Consider the following 15,074-nt stretch of genomic DNA (forward strand, 5'->3'; position numbering starts at 1 on the left):
ATTGCCTCAAGTGTATGATTAACTTTGTAACCATAAATATTACAAACAGGAGTGCATTATGAACAAGTTAATACATTTAGTGAAAGGGGATTGCCCACATTGTCAAAAGGGCAAAATCTTTACCCATCGACAATTCTATCATCCCACCAGGTTTAGCGATATGCACGAAAAGTGTGAACACTGTGGGGGTTCATTTTTACCCGAACCAGGGTTTTATGTAGGAGCCATGTATGTAAGCTATGCATTGGCGATTCCAGTGGCTTTTTTGTTGGCAATGGGGTTATATTATGGGGCAGGCGTATCAGATGTGACCGCCATGGTGGCAATGATTGCTGGCATTGTGTTGTTTACCCCCATTAACTTTCGCTTGTCGCGGTTGATCTGGTTGTACTTGTTTGGTACAGCAAAAAAATACCAGAAAAAGACATCCATCACTCTACCACAAGACTAATTATATTTATTATCACATCAGGCCAATTGATATACCTTCATCCTCAACCGGTACAATATGACCATGAAATGAATTTTCAACCAGTGATCCTATGCACTAATTATAAACATATTTTTATATAATAAAACCCCGGCAGAAAGACTACCGGGGTTACTTTTTTATTGAAAAAACAGACTAAACTTTATTGTTGCCCACCTTCAGGTTTATTAGTATCGTTTAAGTCATCCAGCGAAATATCTTGTACATCAGGTATTTCTTCTTTTTCCTTATTATCATCGGCAAGCAATTCTGCCTCTAGTGCTTTCATTGCCTCGTCATCCATTCCATCGCTGGCAGGAGTACCCGATGTTTTCATTTTAGCGAGTAAAGCATCCATTTCGGCAGATGTATCAGGTGTTTCTTTAGTTTCGGGAGGGGCACCTGTATTGGTTTGGGTAGTAGGAGTTTCTACTGTGGGTGTCTCTACAGTAGGAGTTTCCACCTTTGGGGTCTCTACAGTAGGAGTTTCTACTACTTCAGGTGCAGGCTGACTTTCCGCCGCTTTTACCTGAGTAGCCAGTGCCGCCGCTTCAGCATCTGCTGCCACCTGCGCTGCTTTGGTATCTAGTTGCCCTAGTAATGCCTGGTTTTGTTCAGCCATTTGGCGCATGTGAAACACCGACCTGATAGATACTTTTTCGGTATTGAATGTATACAGTATTTTATAATACCCTACAGTAATGAACTTATAAGGTACTTTTTCGCCACTCAACAAAGGTTCAGGCTTGCCCGCCTGATAGGTTTCGTGCAAGTTGTCGGCACCTGCTACTATAGTCTCAATAGTGGTTTTTGCTGCGGCAGGGTCAACAGCTGCCAAACGTTGGTGAATTTGCTGCAAGTCTACCTTGGCAGCACCAGTCCAGATAGTTACCATGTTTGTACCTCCTCTTTAAAGTTCGTGTGATTAATAACAATTCCTTGAGCTTCTGACAGGTTAGCGGCATTGATCTTTTTGTAAAAATCAATGACCGTAATAGGGCGTAAGTTTTGTTCGCTGGCACCCTCTACGCCCGAACCCGTGATTTCGGCTTTGACAGGAGCTTTTAGAGGTTGTCCGTTTTCGTCGAGTGCTTTTATCGACGACACCGATCCCATGGAGCTTAACATTTGCACCAGGTTTTGTACGCTGTCATAGGAATCTATATCGATTCTTAGGTTTACAATCATTGTATGTGTAGGTTATTTTGTTACAAAATAAGTTGTTTGCTAAGTAACGTGTTCAAAATAAGTTTCTGGTTTTTAGGGCAAATACGCACGACTGACTGAGGCATTTAGCCTTTGGCAGAGCTCAGCACAGCAAGCTGCAGCTATCGGTTTTTGCGCTCGTAGCAGCGCTACGGGCAATAAAAATAACGAAAGGCAGTAAAGCGGATTTATTCTAAAACGGACAGTTATTGCGAACACGTTACTAAGATAAAAAAATTGGGAGGTTTTAAAAACGGTTTGATCACTCTTCTACAATGTTTGCCCGTTATTTATGGTTATTGCCCTGTGGCAAGACGCTAACTATCTATCAGTGTGGGTAGGCTCAAGCCCAAGATAGCTGAGATTTGCTTTTGAGCATCGCATTGAAAACCTGAAAACTCTACAAGACTATTTCTTCCCCCCAGGACTATCTTCCAGTAAACGCCCAGTAAGCAATAGCACATTCATTTCGGCAAGTTTGGCTCTAAATTTAGCATTGATCAGGTTTATTTTAGCCCTTACTAGTCCCAGTTGAGCCTCGCGAAAGGCGGTGTTGGTAGACTGCCCCAGTTTGTAAGAAGATTGTACCGCATTGAAGTTTTTCTGGGCAATGGCTGCATTTTGTTGGTTGAGCTTCATTACATTAAGGTTGTTTTGATAGTTGGCGTAAGCATTGGTCATGTCGCGGTCTACCTGTTGTTTTATTTCTTCAAACTGTGTTTTGTTTACATCCAACGATATTTTGGCATTTTCAATGTTTTTCTTGCGACGGTTGCCATCAAATATGGTATAGTTGATTGTGAGCCCAGCACTTAACCCCAAGCTTTGATTGACCAAAATAAACCCTGCTTGATTTTGGTTACGGCTGTAGCCATACGAAGCATTCAATGATACTGTAGGCAGGTTTTGCCCCTTTGCCAACCTTAAATTTACTTCTGACGAAAGTCTGTTTTGGCGAATATTTTTAAGGGCTACATTTTTGTTATATGCTTCTTGCTTGAGCGCTTCGAGGGTAGCAATTGCCTTAAATTCTCCTGGAGAGTCCACTACAAATTCTTGGTTGAGGTCACGACCCAAAAACACATTGAGGTTGCGTTTGGCGTTTTGTAATTGCTGCGCCAACTGTATTACCGTAAGGTTGTCGTTGTTGAGCGATACCTCGGCATTGAGTACGTTTACACTGTTGGCCGATCCAAACTCTTGCCTGCTTTTGGCGCGTTCCAGGCGGTCTTTCGATATTTTTACGGCTTCCTGGGCTACCCGGTAGTTTTCCTGTAGTTCGGCTATGTTATAATAACTTGCCACCAAACCCACCAGTACATTTTGTTTGGTTTGTTGCACAGTGATATTGCTTTGCTCGGCGGCTACTTTCAGGTTTTTATAATTAAGTTGATTTTGTCCACCGTTGTACAATACATAGTTGGCAGCTACCGATGCATTGGTACCTACCGAAATGGCCCCATTTTGTGATTGAGTGTCGCCACTGGCAAACTCAAAAGTAGCGTTGTTGTTACTATAGTTGATGCCGCCCTGGGCAGTGATGGTAGGCAACAAACCAGCATTGCCTCTGTACACATTGTTTTGAGCTATGCTGGCTTGTTGCCTGGCCCGCTTAAGGCCTAGGTTTTGACTACTTGCTATTTGCATTGCCTGAGTCAAGGTGAGTTTTTCCTGTGCCTGAGCAACATGGTGGGTAGTTAAAAGACAAGCCATTACCCAAACAATTGCGTATATAGGTTTAATAGATTTCATGACGGTGTTAATGGTGATTATTTGATATGGTAAGCAAAAGTATATTTTATACCCGACAGGTGCTAAAAACCCATCAGGTATAATATACTATTAGTTTTTTTCTTTTTGATTCTCTTCCTGTTGGGCGAGTGGGGCAAGCGATGATGACCCATTGGTGGCATGTTGTCCGTTAGTGTGTTGCCCATGACCATTGATAATATCGCCTTGAGCAATGGCTTCGCGTACTGCGGGTTCTACTATTTCGGCGCTAGGCTTTTGCCCTTCCCACAGCCACAGTACCAATACATTGAAGCGATTGAAAATGACCAGCAACACTGGAAGCAATAACAGGGTAATAACGGTGGCTATAGCCAAGCCATACGCCAACGAAATGGCCATAGGAATAAGGAATTGAGCCTGCATGCTTTTTTCGAGCATCAATGGTGCTAACCCGGCAATAGTAGTGAGCGAAGTAAGCAAAATAGGACGAAAACGCGATAACCCAGCTTCGTATACGGCATCGAGGTATTTTTTTCCTTCTTTGAGCGAGCCATTGACTGCACTCACAAACACCAGGGCGTCGTTAACCAGTACTCCGATTAAGGCAATGACCCCCAACATAGACAAAATACTGATGGCCATGCCGTGGGCTACATGCCCCCAGGCTACCCCTACAAACCCAAACGGAATGAGTAGAATTACCGCCAGGGTTTGACTCACCGAACGGAAGGTAAACATGATCAGTGCAATCATAATGATTAAAATAGGTGGTCCTGCCTTGCCAATTGATTCTCCGGTTTTTGCCGAAGAACGGCTTTGCCCTTCGTAAGACACCTGCACCGATTTGTATTTGGCAAGAATTGGAGGTAAAATCTCGTCGCGTACCTTGGCTATTACATCGGTCACCGAATAATTGGGGTTCGACAAGTCTGCTTCTACTTTGATTTCTTTCTTGTTATCCAAGTGATTGATCGCAATCACGCCTCGTTTTACCGAAAAGGTAGCCAGGTCTTTTAAGAAGTACTCTTGCCCATTGACCAAACGAATGCGCATGTTTTCCAGGTCGCTCATCGACGAACGGTCTTGTTCGGCATAACGCACCCATACTTTTACTTCGTCTATGCCACGCTGCAGGCGTTGTACCTCGCTGCCAAAGAAACCTTGCCGCACTTGCCCTAAAATGTCTTGTACCCTGAGTCCCAGCTGGTTTGCCTTGTCTTTGAGTGCTATATCAATCTCGCGTAAACCCTGTTGGTCGCTGTCTACCACATCCTTCAAAATCTTCATTTTTGCCATCTCCTCTTTGAGCTCTTCTTTGGCAGCGTCCAGCTCTTTGCTGTCAAGCCCCAACAAAGCAACCGATACGGCACGCCCAAAAGGAGAGGATATATTATAAGAGACCTTCTCGGCAAGAGGAATGGCTCCTGCTTTTTTGCGAATGGCATTAGAGATAGTAAAACTCGCCACAGGTCTTTCTTCGCCACCCAACAGACTAATGTTTAGGCTGGCGTCGTAGGTGGTAGGGCCCAGGTTACGCTGAATTTTCACAATCATGTCTTTGCCATGCTTTTTCTTCAACTCCTTGTTTACCTCCCAGGCGGCATCTTCTATATGTTTGATCCACTTGCCCGTAATATCTTCTCTGGTTCCAGCGGGCATGGTAATACTTACTGTAAGGTCATCGCGTTCTACAAAAGGAAAAAATGTGGTGCGAATGATTCCTCCTTTGAAAGCTCCCAGAGTAACCAGAAACATAGCAATGAAAATAACCAATGTAAAGAATTTATTTTGTAACGAAAACCTGAGCACTGGGGCATATAGTCTATTACGCAACCAGTTCATCAGGTTAGAGGTAAATCTTTCTACTTTGGTAGGTTCTTTGGTTTTGAGCGCTTTAGAATGCGATATGTGGGCAGGTAGTATAAGGGCTCCCTCTACCAATGAAAATATAAGAGTACAAATGACTACAAACGCCATATTACTAAATATATCGCCCAGGCGACCTTCGATAAAATAAAATAGCGAGAATGCTACCACTGTAGTCAAAATGGCCGAAAATACCGCAGGCAATACATTCATAGTGCCATCTACAGCAGCCTGAGTGGGGTCTTTGCCCTTTTCGTACTCTTGGTAAATGCTTTCGGCAATCACGATACCATCGTCTACCAGGATGCCGATCACGAGGATCATTCCAAACAACGAGATCACGTTGATAGACATACCCATAAAAGCCCCCAGAATAAACATACCCATAAAACAAATAGGAATACTAATGGCTACCCAAAGCGCCAGGCGATAATGCAAAAACAAGGCAAGGAACACCACTACCAATATTGCCCCTACCAGTCCATTGTTTACCAATAGGTCTATCCTTTGTCGCAAGTAGTCAGACCCATCACGGATGATGGTAGCTTTGACTACCTCATTGTTGGCGTTATACTTTTCGAGGTACTCTCTTACCTTTTCGGTAATATGAAAAATGTCTTCGTTGATGGTGTTCTGTACTGTGACCACTACCGAAGGCTTCTTGTTGAGAAAGGTGCGACTGGGGTCGCCAGACGCCCACTGATCTTTGATGGTGGCTACATCAGACAAGCGTACCATTTTACCTTCAGGTGTGTTTTTCAACACAATGTTTCGTAAGTCCTGGGCGTAGTAATTTTTAGACTTTGCTCTGATCAGCAGCTCCTCTTTTTTTCCTTTTACTTTACCTCCGGTAATCTCCAGGTTGGTTTTGCGAATGGCATCAGAGGCTTGGGCAAAAGTGAGCTGATAAGCCCGCAAGTCGGCTTCACGAAAACTTACTTCTATTTCTTCGTCAGGAAACCCACCCAACGACACCTTAGAAATACCATCAATTGCCCTCAGTTCGTTTTCTACATCACGGGCAAACGTTTTGAGGGTTTTTAAATCTACATTTCCACTAAGCGCAAAACTAATGGCAAGACTTAGGTTTTCCCGTTTATAAATAATGGCGGGCTCCATACCACTGGGGAAAGAGCTGATACGATCTACCGAGTTTTTTACATCCTGTAGTATCTTATCAGTTTTGTAGTTAGAGGCTACCTCTACATTGACCGAGCCACTGTTTTCGCTCGACACTGACGATATACGCTCTATACCAGTCAAGCCTTTTAGGTTATCTTCTATCTTGGTTACAATCCCTTCTTCTATTTCTTCGGGCGAAGACCCAGGGTATACTACTTGAATGCTAATGTTCTTGCTTTCGGTTTCGGGAAAAAAGGTAGAACGAATGTTCTTGAGCCCAAACCAGCCAAATAGCAAAATCAGCACCATGAGCAGGTTTCCAGTAATGGGGTATTTTATAAAATAAGTTACTATGCTTCGCATGATATGCGTTGATTTATTACGAATGAGAGAATTACAAATTATGAGTGCCCTGGAATGAGTACTTGGTAGAGGCTATGCCAACATCCTAACTTGAGGGGCACTTGACTTCCAGCTACGGATTTTATAAATCATTTAAAACCAGCAATTAATTGCAGAGCAGCCTTAAGCTTAGTTACTTGTAGAACAGGGTGAACCTAGCCCCTAGTACCCAGTTCCTAACACCAACCCTGCTAAATTTACCGACTATCCGCCACTTTGACCTTCATACCCACAAAAGCCCCTGATACGGTATTTTTGGGCAATAAAGTCGCCTCTTTTAGCCCTTGCACCACTACATTGTTGCCTGTGTAACGCAGTATTTTTACCTCTTGCAAAGCAAGCGCCCCAGCTTTGATTACATACACTTGATTTTTATTGACAATGAGGTTGCGTGACAACGCCACTGCTTCTTTGATGGTGGCAGCGTTTATTTCTCCTTTGAGATACATGCCTTCCCGCAGGTTTTTGCCCGTGGTACCCACAAATACTTTGACGGTTTGAGTAGCAGCATCCATTTTATCACTAATTCTGCGTATGCGCCCTGTCCACTCTCCGCCAATGTCTTCAGAATATAACTTTACCTGATCGCCAATATTTACTAAGTCAATATCTTTGAGGCTCACGGTAGCTTCAAACTCAAAGTTAAAAGGGTTGATAAATTCGCCTAGTTTTTGCCCATTACGTACCAATGTGCCAGGGTAAATACTGGCTTCGGTTACTACTCCGGTAAAAGGGGCGTATACATTGTATTTTCTGAGGCGGGCTTCGGCGCTTTTGATGGTATAGTACTGATCGTAAATATTTTTTGCCAGAATAAAGTACTTTTCTTTGGTGCTTGATGTTTTAGGCAATGGCACAATGGCTTGCTCCATCTTGAAATCATCTATGTATTTTTGCCATTTCTGAAAAGCCTCCGGGTAGTCAAGTTTTAGATCGGGCAACAATTGAGTGATGGCATTGAGCAAACGGCTTTTTTGCGACAAAATATTCAAACGGGCTTCCTGGTCGTCAATGCTTACCAGGATAGTGCCTGCCCCAAATCGGTTGCCTTCGCGGAAACGGTTACTGCTTTTGCGTAATATGCCTGACACCTCGGCGTATACGTCCATTTTTTCATAAGACATAAGTTTGCCGGTAACGGTAATAGGGGCTTGAATCTCTTGATTACTCACCTTGATGGTTTCTACAGTGGGCATTACCTTTTTGGGTTTTCCCTTGCGACGCTTCTGGGGCTTGTTGTCGCTCAAAGATTTGTTAACCACCACTGCTCCTCCCAGAATAACAAAGGCAACAATCACAATAATAATCTGACGTGTTTTCATGATATATATTTAGTACACTTTACCTTGACGATATGATGAAAATATCTTTACCTACAGAAATGATCTTTTGTTCTCTTGAAGCTCCATATCTTGTACAAACTACTTACTTTAAAGGTAAATGTGTCAGCGAATACTTTTTTTGTATAATTGTATTTTAACAAAACTATAACATATTAATCCTATAACCAATGAAAGGATGTTTTGTTAAACACAAGCTGCTTGAACGTTACAAAAGTAGGGCTTTGTCTGATGAATAAATACCCAAAAAAGTTTAGCTTATACCCAAAAACGACATTTTGAAAAAATCAACTAAAATAATCAGGTGTAAGCCCACAAGGGCAAGTACTCAATAAAGTTGAATTTAGGTAGAATTGTATTTTTTTAATAAGTTAATTATGATAGATTGCTTTATTGTTCAATGGTTGGACAGTTCTTGAAGCATTTTTTTTCAATTAAGAATGGGCGAAACCCTACCAGACTTTGCCTTGAGTGTTTTACCAAGCAACATGAAAACCATAAAACTATAAACCCATGAGCCAACCCAAAACCAACCGTTTTTTTATAGCCCTTGCTTTTGCTTATTTATTGGCAAGTCTTTGTACTACTTATTTTATGATCGGCTTTGCCCAAAGCTATCAACAACATAAAACCAAATATACCGAAACCCTTAACTTTCAGGAACGATTGCTCAACGCCCGCGAATGGATGTTTGCATCGGAGTGGGAGCCCAAAAAAGCCCAGGCTGCCGCTACTTTTAAAGAAGCCCAGGCCGATTTTTTGCGTGCCCAACGTTGGGGGTATTTGGGAGCAGCCCTGGCGGTTATCTTTATTATATTAGTGGTGGTGTTTTTTTATCGGCACCCCTTATTTTATCAAAAACTCAGCTTTACTTTTATAGTCATTGCGTTGGGGTGTTTGGCTACGGGTATTTTTGCGCCTATGCTTGAAATAGAGGCTTTTTCGCAAGATCTTACCATTCCGCTCAAGACCCACGTAAACCTGGGCATTACCAAAGTAAAAGTCGACTTGTCGAAAACTTTTGATGGACGAATGTATTTTTATTACCAAAACAAATCCATTGTAGAATTGATCAAGCTTTTGTTTCAGAAAAAAAGCTTTTTGGTAGGTGGAGCCATTGTAGCTTTTAGTGTACTCATCCCTTTGTTCAAGCTCCTGTTTTCTATCTTATTGCTCTCGTCGGGGTGGGTGCGTCATACCACGTGGGTGCAGCAGTTGGTGAGCAGCATAGGCAAATGGTCAATGGCCGATGTGTTTGTAGCTGCCATTTTTCTTGCTTATTTGTCTTTTCAGCATATGAACGCGGGCATCGACACCGAAAGCAACCTCTTATGGGGTGCTTACTTCTTTTTGGCGTATTGTGTGTTTTCTATTTCGTCTACTTACTTTATCAATCATTCAATCAAAAAGGAATTATTTTAGGACAGTGGTACTTGCCCATAGTTGCCTGTAACTGCCCTAGCCCATCCAACCTTCACCAATGGATGTTTTGTTGGATATTGACAAAGCACATATAAGCGCAATTGATGGTTGTAAAAGAGAGAGGTTTTTGATTTTCTGATGCTTTATTTTCCATACCATGCTACCTCTTCTTCGTACAAACACTGGCTTAAGTCCTTGCCTGCATGTAAGTTTTTAAACAAAGTAGTTTCGTGACGGCTTTGTTGCCCTCCACCAATGCGTACCAATACATCGATGTATTGTACAAAAGCATCAGATTCGTCGCCAAATTTTTCACCCACAATTATTTGTTGCTTTACAGGGTAAATCCCAGCACGTACTCTAAAAGCCTGACTTGCCGAAAATCCCACTGTGTCTATTCCCAGTCTATCAGCAAGCATATAGGTTAGTTGTGGCACTCCCATATTGGTCAAGCCACTGACAAGTTCATAATTTTTATTGGGGTAGTGAGTCATAATTTGAGCGATGATTTTTTCGAGCTTTTCAGCTGCCGTTTTTTTATCAAACTGATTGCGGCTAAAGCCTACTACGCCTATTCTGAGGGGCTCACTTGTTGCCTTATTTTCTTCCATACCTTTAATAACTTAGCTTCTTCGGTTTCCCAATAAATCTCCGTTGTGTTTGCTTCGTGTGGGTAAAAATGCTGTTGGCAGGCCTGAGTCCAATGGTGGGGAGCATCTGCCAGATGATCAAAATCAAGCAAGAGTCCAGCATCGTACCGTTGTATAAAACCCGCCCATGCTTCATTGATTTGTACCAACATAGGTGTTTGCAACGCCACACATTCATAAAATTTGGTGGGAATTCGGTTTTTTACACTTTGGTTTATCTGATAAGGCAACAACGCAAAATGAGCTTGTTGCAAGTGAGCAATAATGCGGGCATGAGGTACAGGAGTTCGACTGACTTCTAACTGAATAAAAGAGTATTGAGCAGCCAATTGCTGCAGTCGTTGCCAGTCTTGAGCTTGGGGGCAATGTCCCACAATCACCAACCGAACCGTAGGAACTTGTGGGTGCAAAGCTTTTACCCACTCAATGGCGCTAAACACCCCATACGCTTCAGATACAGTACCCGAATATACCAGCCATCCGGTGGTTCGTTGGTTACTCGTTATTTGCATTAATCGATTAATTTTATTAGCCACTACCGTACTTTTAGTTTGCACAAAAGGCATTTCGGTCAGGTAACAGGCTTCTGCCAAAAAATAATGCTTTATGTTGGGGTGCACCAGGCGTTCTATAGCCCGAATGCCCCACGCCAGTGGTAAGCGTAGCCACCAGGCAAAAACCTGGGTATAACGTACATTGCGGTAGTAGTTTTCCTGTACGTCGTATACAATGTGCACCTTGCGAAACCAACTGTATAGGTACACCGGCAGCAGCAATTCAAAAGTTGCCACGACTACTACTTGGGGTTTGAGCTGCCATAGTTTGCGCAAAAAACGGATACCTGCCCCCAGGCGTGCCCACGACAAGCGACTAAATTTGTATAAAGGGTGAAAGTGCACATTTTTGGCAAGAGGGTAGGGGGTGTTTGCCGGGCAAAAGCCGATCAGGTGAAAGGTGTCTTGGGGGAAGCGTTGGGCGAGCGATTGCCCTATTTTCTGATACAACCGTACGTCATTTACGGGCTTGAGTATAGAGGCTAATACAATGGTAAGAGACATATAGTGATACTTCAAATGGGATAAAAGTTGGATTTTAACATTGCTTTGCTGCAGGGAGGTAAACCATCAAACTATTCAAATAACTGAGTTTTTGGTCAACCCTGCCATTCAAAGTACATTAAGCGCCAGGCAATATAAACTTAAAACTACTCCCTTTTCCTTGTTCACTCTCTACCCATATTTTGCCCCCATTCTTTTCTACCAGCTCCTTACACAACAACAACCCCAAGCCCGTCCCTTTCTCTTGGTGGGTGCCATCAGTGGTAAAGTGCGAATCTACTTTAAACAGTTTTCGGGCATCTTCCGGGGCAAGACCTACCCCAGTGTCTTGTACTGTTACTTCTACCTGGTGTTTGCCTATAGCCTGGCAATGCACCGTGATTGAGCCCTCATTGGTAAACTTAATGGCATTGGATACCAGGTTTCTTATCACAATATCTATCATTTGCGCATCTACCATTACCTGGCACGATGCATCCAGGTTTTTCACCAATTCAATCTTTTTGCCTTGGGCATTCAGTGCCAATAGGTTAAACGTATCATCTACCAACTCGGGCAAACTTGTGGGTTGTACCTTCATTTTCATCAGCCCCATTTGCGACCGTGACCAATGCAAAAGGTTGTCGAGCAAATCGAGCGTACTTTTTACCGAATTGATCATCTGTGAAGTAAGCTCTTGAATTTCTTCGGGAGTCATTGCCTCTTTCTGCAAGCGCATCAAGTTCAAAAAACCACTGACCGTATTGAGTGGCGAACGCAAGTCGTGGGCAATCACCGAAAACAAGCGATCTTTCATACTATTCGACAAGTGTAGCTCTTCTTGCGATTCCTGCAGTTGGCTATTGAGCACCCTTAATTGTTGGTTGGCTTTGTGCTTAAAGTGATAGTTGTTATATAAGACAGTGGCGATTACAATGACCAGCAACAAGCCCATGAGCAACAGAGCTTCTATTTGTGAGTCTCGCTTGAGTTTTTGTTTTTGCAATTCATTTTGCTTTTTAAGCAAGGCTTTCTCTTTTTGAAGCATCACCACTTCTTTTTCCTTCTTTTGTTTTTCGTGGTGTTCCTGCATTGCTTTAATCTCTGCCACTGGGTCGCGGTTGCCACCCAGCGAGTCGGTCAGTTGTTGGTGGAGCTTATAAAACCGGGCAAAATTTGCCTGGTCATTCAACCTGAGGTAAGCATTGTATAAAAACTGATAAGTTTCCATCATCTGAAAACGTTCTTTATCGGCAAAAGCTTTATTGAGTGCTTGTTGGTGAAACTTAAGCGCTTTGATATGATTACCTTGCTGTGCATAAAAATACCCCAAATCGTTCAAGGTTTGTACTTCTTCACGTTTGGTGTTGAGCTGTCGGCTTATGTTGAGGGCTTTATTGAAAAAGTGGAGTGCTTTTTTATAGTTTTTTTGCTGTAAAAAAACTTGTCCTAAGCCACGCAATGACCTAATTTCTGCTTTGCGAAAGCCAATGCCCTGTTTCAGTCGAAGTGCGTCAAAGTACAGCTCCTTGGCTCTCTCGTATTGGCGCAACTCGGTATATACCCTGGCTTGGTCGTGCCAGGCGGTAGCTACTCCTTTTTTGTCTTGTAATTGCTGACTTATCTTCAGTGATTCTTCAAATGACTTCAAGGCCTGGGGGTAGTTATGGCTGCGCAAGTGCAAATTGCCCAAAGCATCTAATGACTTAGACACTTCTCGCTGATCATTGATGGTTTTGCGCACCTCAAGGGCTTTGTACTGGTATTCGAGGGCTTTGGCATAATAATGCTTGCGTGCATATATAAAACTGATATTGCTCAAAATAGCGCCGGTTTCTTTGTTGTTTTTCAGGGCTTGTGCTATTTGCAAGGCTTTGAATTGATAACTCAAGGCAATATCATATTGGTTGAGGTGGTAACAGCTCACCCCTAATTTGTAGAGCGATGCAGCTTTAATGGCTTGGTTTTGAATAGAGTCGCCAATAGACAAAGATTGAAAGAAAACCCGAAAAGCCTCTTTGTATTCGCCTTGGTCGAGATAATATTCACCTACTTGGTTGAGCGAAGTAGAAATAAGGGCTTTGTCACGCAGTTGGTTGGCTATTGCCAAGGCTTGCCGGGCATATTGCAACGATTTAACGGCAGAATTAGACAGGTGCACATCGGCAAGAGCATTGAGCAAGCCTACTGTTTCTTTAGTATTGGGTGGAGTGTTTTGAAGGCGTGCCTGGAGACTGTCAATAAGCAATGTATGGGTGGCAACCGATGCTTTTTGGGCAAAGCTATGGTGTAGGCAAGTAATAAAAATTAAAATAAGGCAATGGACACAATCCCTATATTTCATTGCTAAATACTTTGGCTAAAATTGTTGTGACATTTTTCTGACGATTTTCAAGATACACAAAAGCTTATGAATTTGCAATTAAGTGATAAGGGCGGTTAAGAGAAGCCCACCCCTACTCGTAGCGGCAAAGCTTCAGGTAACAAAACAACATTGTGGAGCAAATTAAATCCCTTTATTACCTGTGGCTCTTTGTGGTTGAGTCTGCGCTGGGGCAACCCTGCAAAACCTCTCAGCCTGTGATTAGCCACATTTGATAAGAAATACAAAAATTTTTGTGAGTCTGTAACTATTTAGGTAACTTTGCGTCTTATCTCTTCCCGGAAAGCAAAAGAAATTGAATAAATTTCACTGCTTTTTTGGAAAGTATTCCGGGGCCGACTTGGAATTGACAGCTTGTGTATTGTAAGCGTAAGCACGTCGGGAGATGGATGCTCCTCCTGAAATTAATGCATTCACAACTATAATTGGCGAAAGAAATTACGCCCTAGCTGCCTAATTAAGAATTAGATAGCTTAGTGTCTCGCAAGTCCTACCTTTCTGCAGGATTTGCAATAGAGGCATCACAAAGCAGAAATAGTCATAGCAAAGGCACGGTGCTGTGGCGAAACAAAGTGTCTAAGGTTGGGTATTGGTTTGATGTGCACCTGTCTCAACTCGAAAAAACAAGTACAATCTAAACGTGTAGAAAGCTCTTGCTTTCCTTGTCTGGACGAGGGTTCAAATCCCTCCGGCTCCACAACTAAAAACACTTAACCCTTTGTAGATCATTGATTTACAAAGGGTTTTGTTTTTTGAGGGGTACAGTTTAGAGTACACCTGCCCCTGGTTTATAATGCTTGATCAAATTCCACTGCACCCTAAAGCCATCGGGCACACGGCTTGCGCCGGATGGTTTGCAGGCTCCTTTTACCCTTATTTACTGGTGTTAAGTCTGAAGGCTTTTAACAACCGACCTCGATTCCAGCACCTGAGGGCATTTTTCAGTATTCCGAAAAACGAGTGTAGAAGGTTGTTCTGCGATTTTCTGGTTGCTTGTGAAGACACAAGCAACGGCGTAGAATGATTAAAAAGTTATTCTGCAAAGCGGAACAACTGTCTTTATGCTGGTTTAAGTTTTTTAACTTAAACCCTTTGATCCTGAGAAGTTTGCAATTTCTCTGCCTTGAAAAGGCAAATACGCTCAAGAGAAGTTTTCGTTTCTCGCCTGCGCAGGTCTGGTAAATAAAAAGTAGTGGTGTGGCTATATTTAATTCTAACAAACCTACCAATACTCCGCAGTGATTTTAGTTAAATTTGGTTACTGATTATCAAACGGTTATGAGTTTAAAAACTATTTAATTACGTGTTTAGACGTAAAACTGAAACCCTTTGAAAAATAAAGCAAGTAAACAAATTTAATGTAAGCTATTGATTAACTTCGTTGAGCTCGCCGTAGCAGAGCTACAGGCTCGGGTGTGCCCTGAAACAAAGCATAACAAGCTTTGT

At 42.6% G+C, this 15,074-nt stretch carries 10 protein-coding genes and 1 other RNA gene; 3 read left to right on the forward strand and 8 right to left on the reverse strand.

The window, feature by feature from the left end:
• The first annotated feature begins 58 nt into the window (after window positions 1-58).
• Window positions 59-451: a DUF983 domain-containing protein gene (locus Q0954_RS18115; RefSeq protein WP_299458970.1), complete on the forward strand. Its 393-nt coding sequence runs from the start codon at window positions 59-61 to the stop codon at window positions 449-451.
• Between the two features lie 181 nt (window positions 452-632).
• Here the strand turns inward: Q0954_RS18115 and Q0954_RS18120 are convergent, their stop codons facing one another.
• The 5 genes from Q0954_RS18120 to Q0954_RS18140 all read right to left on the reverse strand — a co-directional run bounded on the left by Q0954_RS18120 (window position 633) and on the right by Q0954_RS18140 (window position 8,118).
• The gene (locus tag Q0954_RS18120; RefSeq protein ID WP_299458972.1) at window positions 633-1,364 is read right to left on the reverse strand and encodes a type II toxin-antitoxin system RelE/ParE family toxin; all 732 of its coding nucleotides are present in this window, start codon (window positions 1,362-1,364) and stop codon (window positions 633-635) included.
• The gene (locus Q0954_RS18125; protein WP_299458974.1) at window positions 1,358-1,657 is read right to left on the reverse strand and encodes a hypothetical protein; all 300 of its coding nucleotides are present in this window, start codon (window positions 1,655-1,657) and stop codon (window positions 1,358-1,360) included. The genes Q0954_RS18120 and Q0954_RS18125 overlap by 7 nt, the downstream gene beginning before the upstream one ends.
• 426 nt (window positions 1,658-2,083) lie before the next feature.
• Complete coding sequence (locus Q0954_RS18130) at window positions 2,084-3,427, reverse strand: TolC family protein (RefSeq protein ID WP_299458976.1); 1,344 nt, start codon at window positions 3,425-3,427, stop codon at window positions 2,084-2,086.
• Between the two features lie 90 nt (window positions 3,428-3,517).
• The gene (locus tag Q0954_RS18135) at window positions 3,518-6,757 is read right to left on the reverse strand and encodes an efflux RND transporter permease subunit (RefSeq protein ID WP_299458978.1); all 3,240 of its coding nucleotides are present in this window, start codon (window positions 6,755-6,757) and stop codon (window positions 3,518-3,520) included.
• A gap of 236 nt (window positions 6,758-6,993) precedes the next feature.
• Complete coding sequence (locus Q0954_RS18140) at window positions 6,994-8,118, reverse strand: efflux RND transporter periplasmic adaptor subunit (protein WP_299458980.1); 1,125 nt, start codon at window positions 8,116-8,118, stop codon at window positions 6,994-6,996.
• Between the two features lie 531 nt (window positions 8,119-8,649).
• On the opposite strand from Q0954_RS18140, the gene Q0954_RS18145 reads away from it, so the two are divergent.
• A complete protein-coding gene (locus Q0954_RS18145) occupies window positions 8,650-9,558 on the forward strand; it encodes a paraquat-inducible protein A (protein ID WP_299458982.1) in 909 nt (302 codons plus the stop codon).
• A 143-nt stretch (window positions 9,559-9,701) separates the two neighbouring features.
• On the opposite strand, the gene Q0954_RS18150 is transcribed toward Q0954_RS18145, so the two are convergent.
• The 3 genes from Q0954_RS18150 to Q0954_RS18160 all read right to left on the reverse strand — a co-directional run bounded on the left by Q0954_RS18150 (window position 9,702) and on the right by Q0954_RS18160 (window position 13,589).
• Complete coding sequence (locus Q0954_RS18150) at window positions 9,702-10,169, reverse strand: hypothetical protein (RefSeq protein WP_299458984.1); 468 nt, start codon at window positions 10,167-10,169, stop codon at window positions 9,702-9,704.
• Entirely contained in the window at window positions 10,130-11,266 is a 1,137-nt protein-coding gene (locus Q0954_RS18155; RefSeq protein WP_299458986.1) for a hypothetical protein, read from the reverse strand. Before Q0954_RS18155 ends, Q0954_RS18150 begins: the two co-directional genes overlap by 40 nt.
• Window positions 11,267-11,384: 118 nt before the next feature.
• On the reverse strand, window positions 11,385-13,589 hold the full coding sequence (locus Q0954_RS18160; RefSeq protein WP_299458988.1) for a tetratricopeptide repeat protein: 2,205 nt from the start codon (window positions 13,587-13,589) through the stop codon (window positions 11,385-11,387).
• Window positions 13,590-13,959: 370 nt separating this feature from the next.
• Here Q0954_RS18160 and ssrA point away from each other — a divergent pair.
• Window positions 13,960-14,328: a transfer-messenger RNA gene (ssrA, locus tag Q0954_RS18165) on the forward strand.
• Window positions 14,329-15,074 lie beyond the last annotated feature (746 nt).

The organism is uncultured Microscilla sp. (assembly GCF_947493425.1).
Taxonomy (GTDB): Bacteria; Bacteroidota; Bacteroidia; order Cytophagales; family Microscillaceae; genus Microscilla.

Excerpts from the sequence above, each read along its gene's own strand:
- Q0954_RS18135 (WP_299458978.1), bottom strand. The coding sequence starts at position 6,757 with ATGCGAAGCATAGTAACTTATTTTATAAAATACCCCATTACTGGAAAC.
- Q0954_RS18145 (WP_299458982.1), top strand. The coding sequence starts at position 8,650 with ATGAGCCAACCCAAAACCAACCGTTTTTTTATAGCCCTTGCTTTTGCT.
- Q0954_RS18130 (WP_299458976.1), bottom strand. The coding sequence starts at position 3,427 with ATGAAATCTATTAAACCTATATACGCAATTGTTTGGGTAATGGCTTGT.
- Q0954_RS18160 (WP_299458988.1), bottom strand. The coding sequence starts at position 13,589 with ATGAAATATAGGGATTGTGTCCATTGCCTTATTTTAATTTTTATTACT.
- Q0954_RS18115 (WP_299458970.1), top strand. The coding sequence starts at position 59 with ATGAACAAGTTAATACATTTAGTGAAAGGGGATTGCCCACATTGTCAA.
- Q0954_RS18120 (WP_299458972.1), bottom strand. The coding sequence starts at position 1,364 with ATGGTAACTATCTGGACTGGTGCTGCCAAGGTAGACTTGCAGCAAATT.
- Q0954_RS18125 (WP_299458974.1), bottom strand. The coding sequence starts at position 1,657 with ATGATTGTAAACCTAAGAATCGATATAGATTCCTATGACAGCGTACAA.
- Q0954_RS18140 (WP_299458980.1), bottom strand. The coding sequence starts at position 8,118 with ATGAAAACACGTCAGATTATTATTGTGATTGTTGCCTTTGTTATTCTG.
- Q0954_RS18150 (WP_299458984.1), bottom strand. The coding sequence starts at position 10,169 with ATGGAAGAAAATAAGGCAACAAGTGAGCCCCTCAGAATAGGCGTAGTA.
- Q0954_RS18155 (WP_299458986.1), bottom strand. The coding sequence starts at position 11,266 with ATGTCTCTTACCATTGTATTAGCCTCTATACTCAAGCCCGTAAATGAC.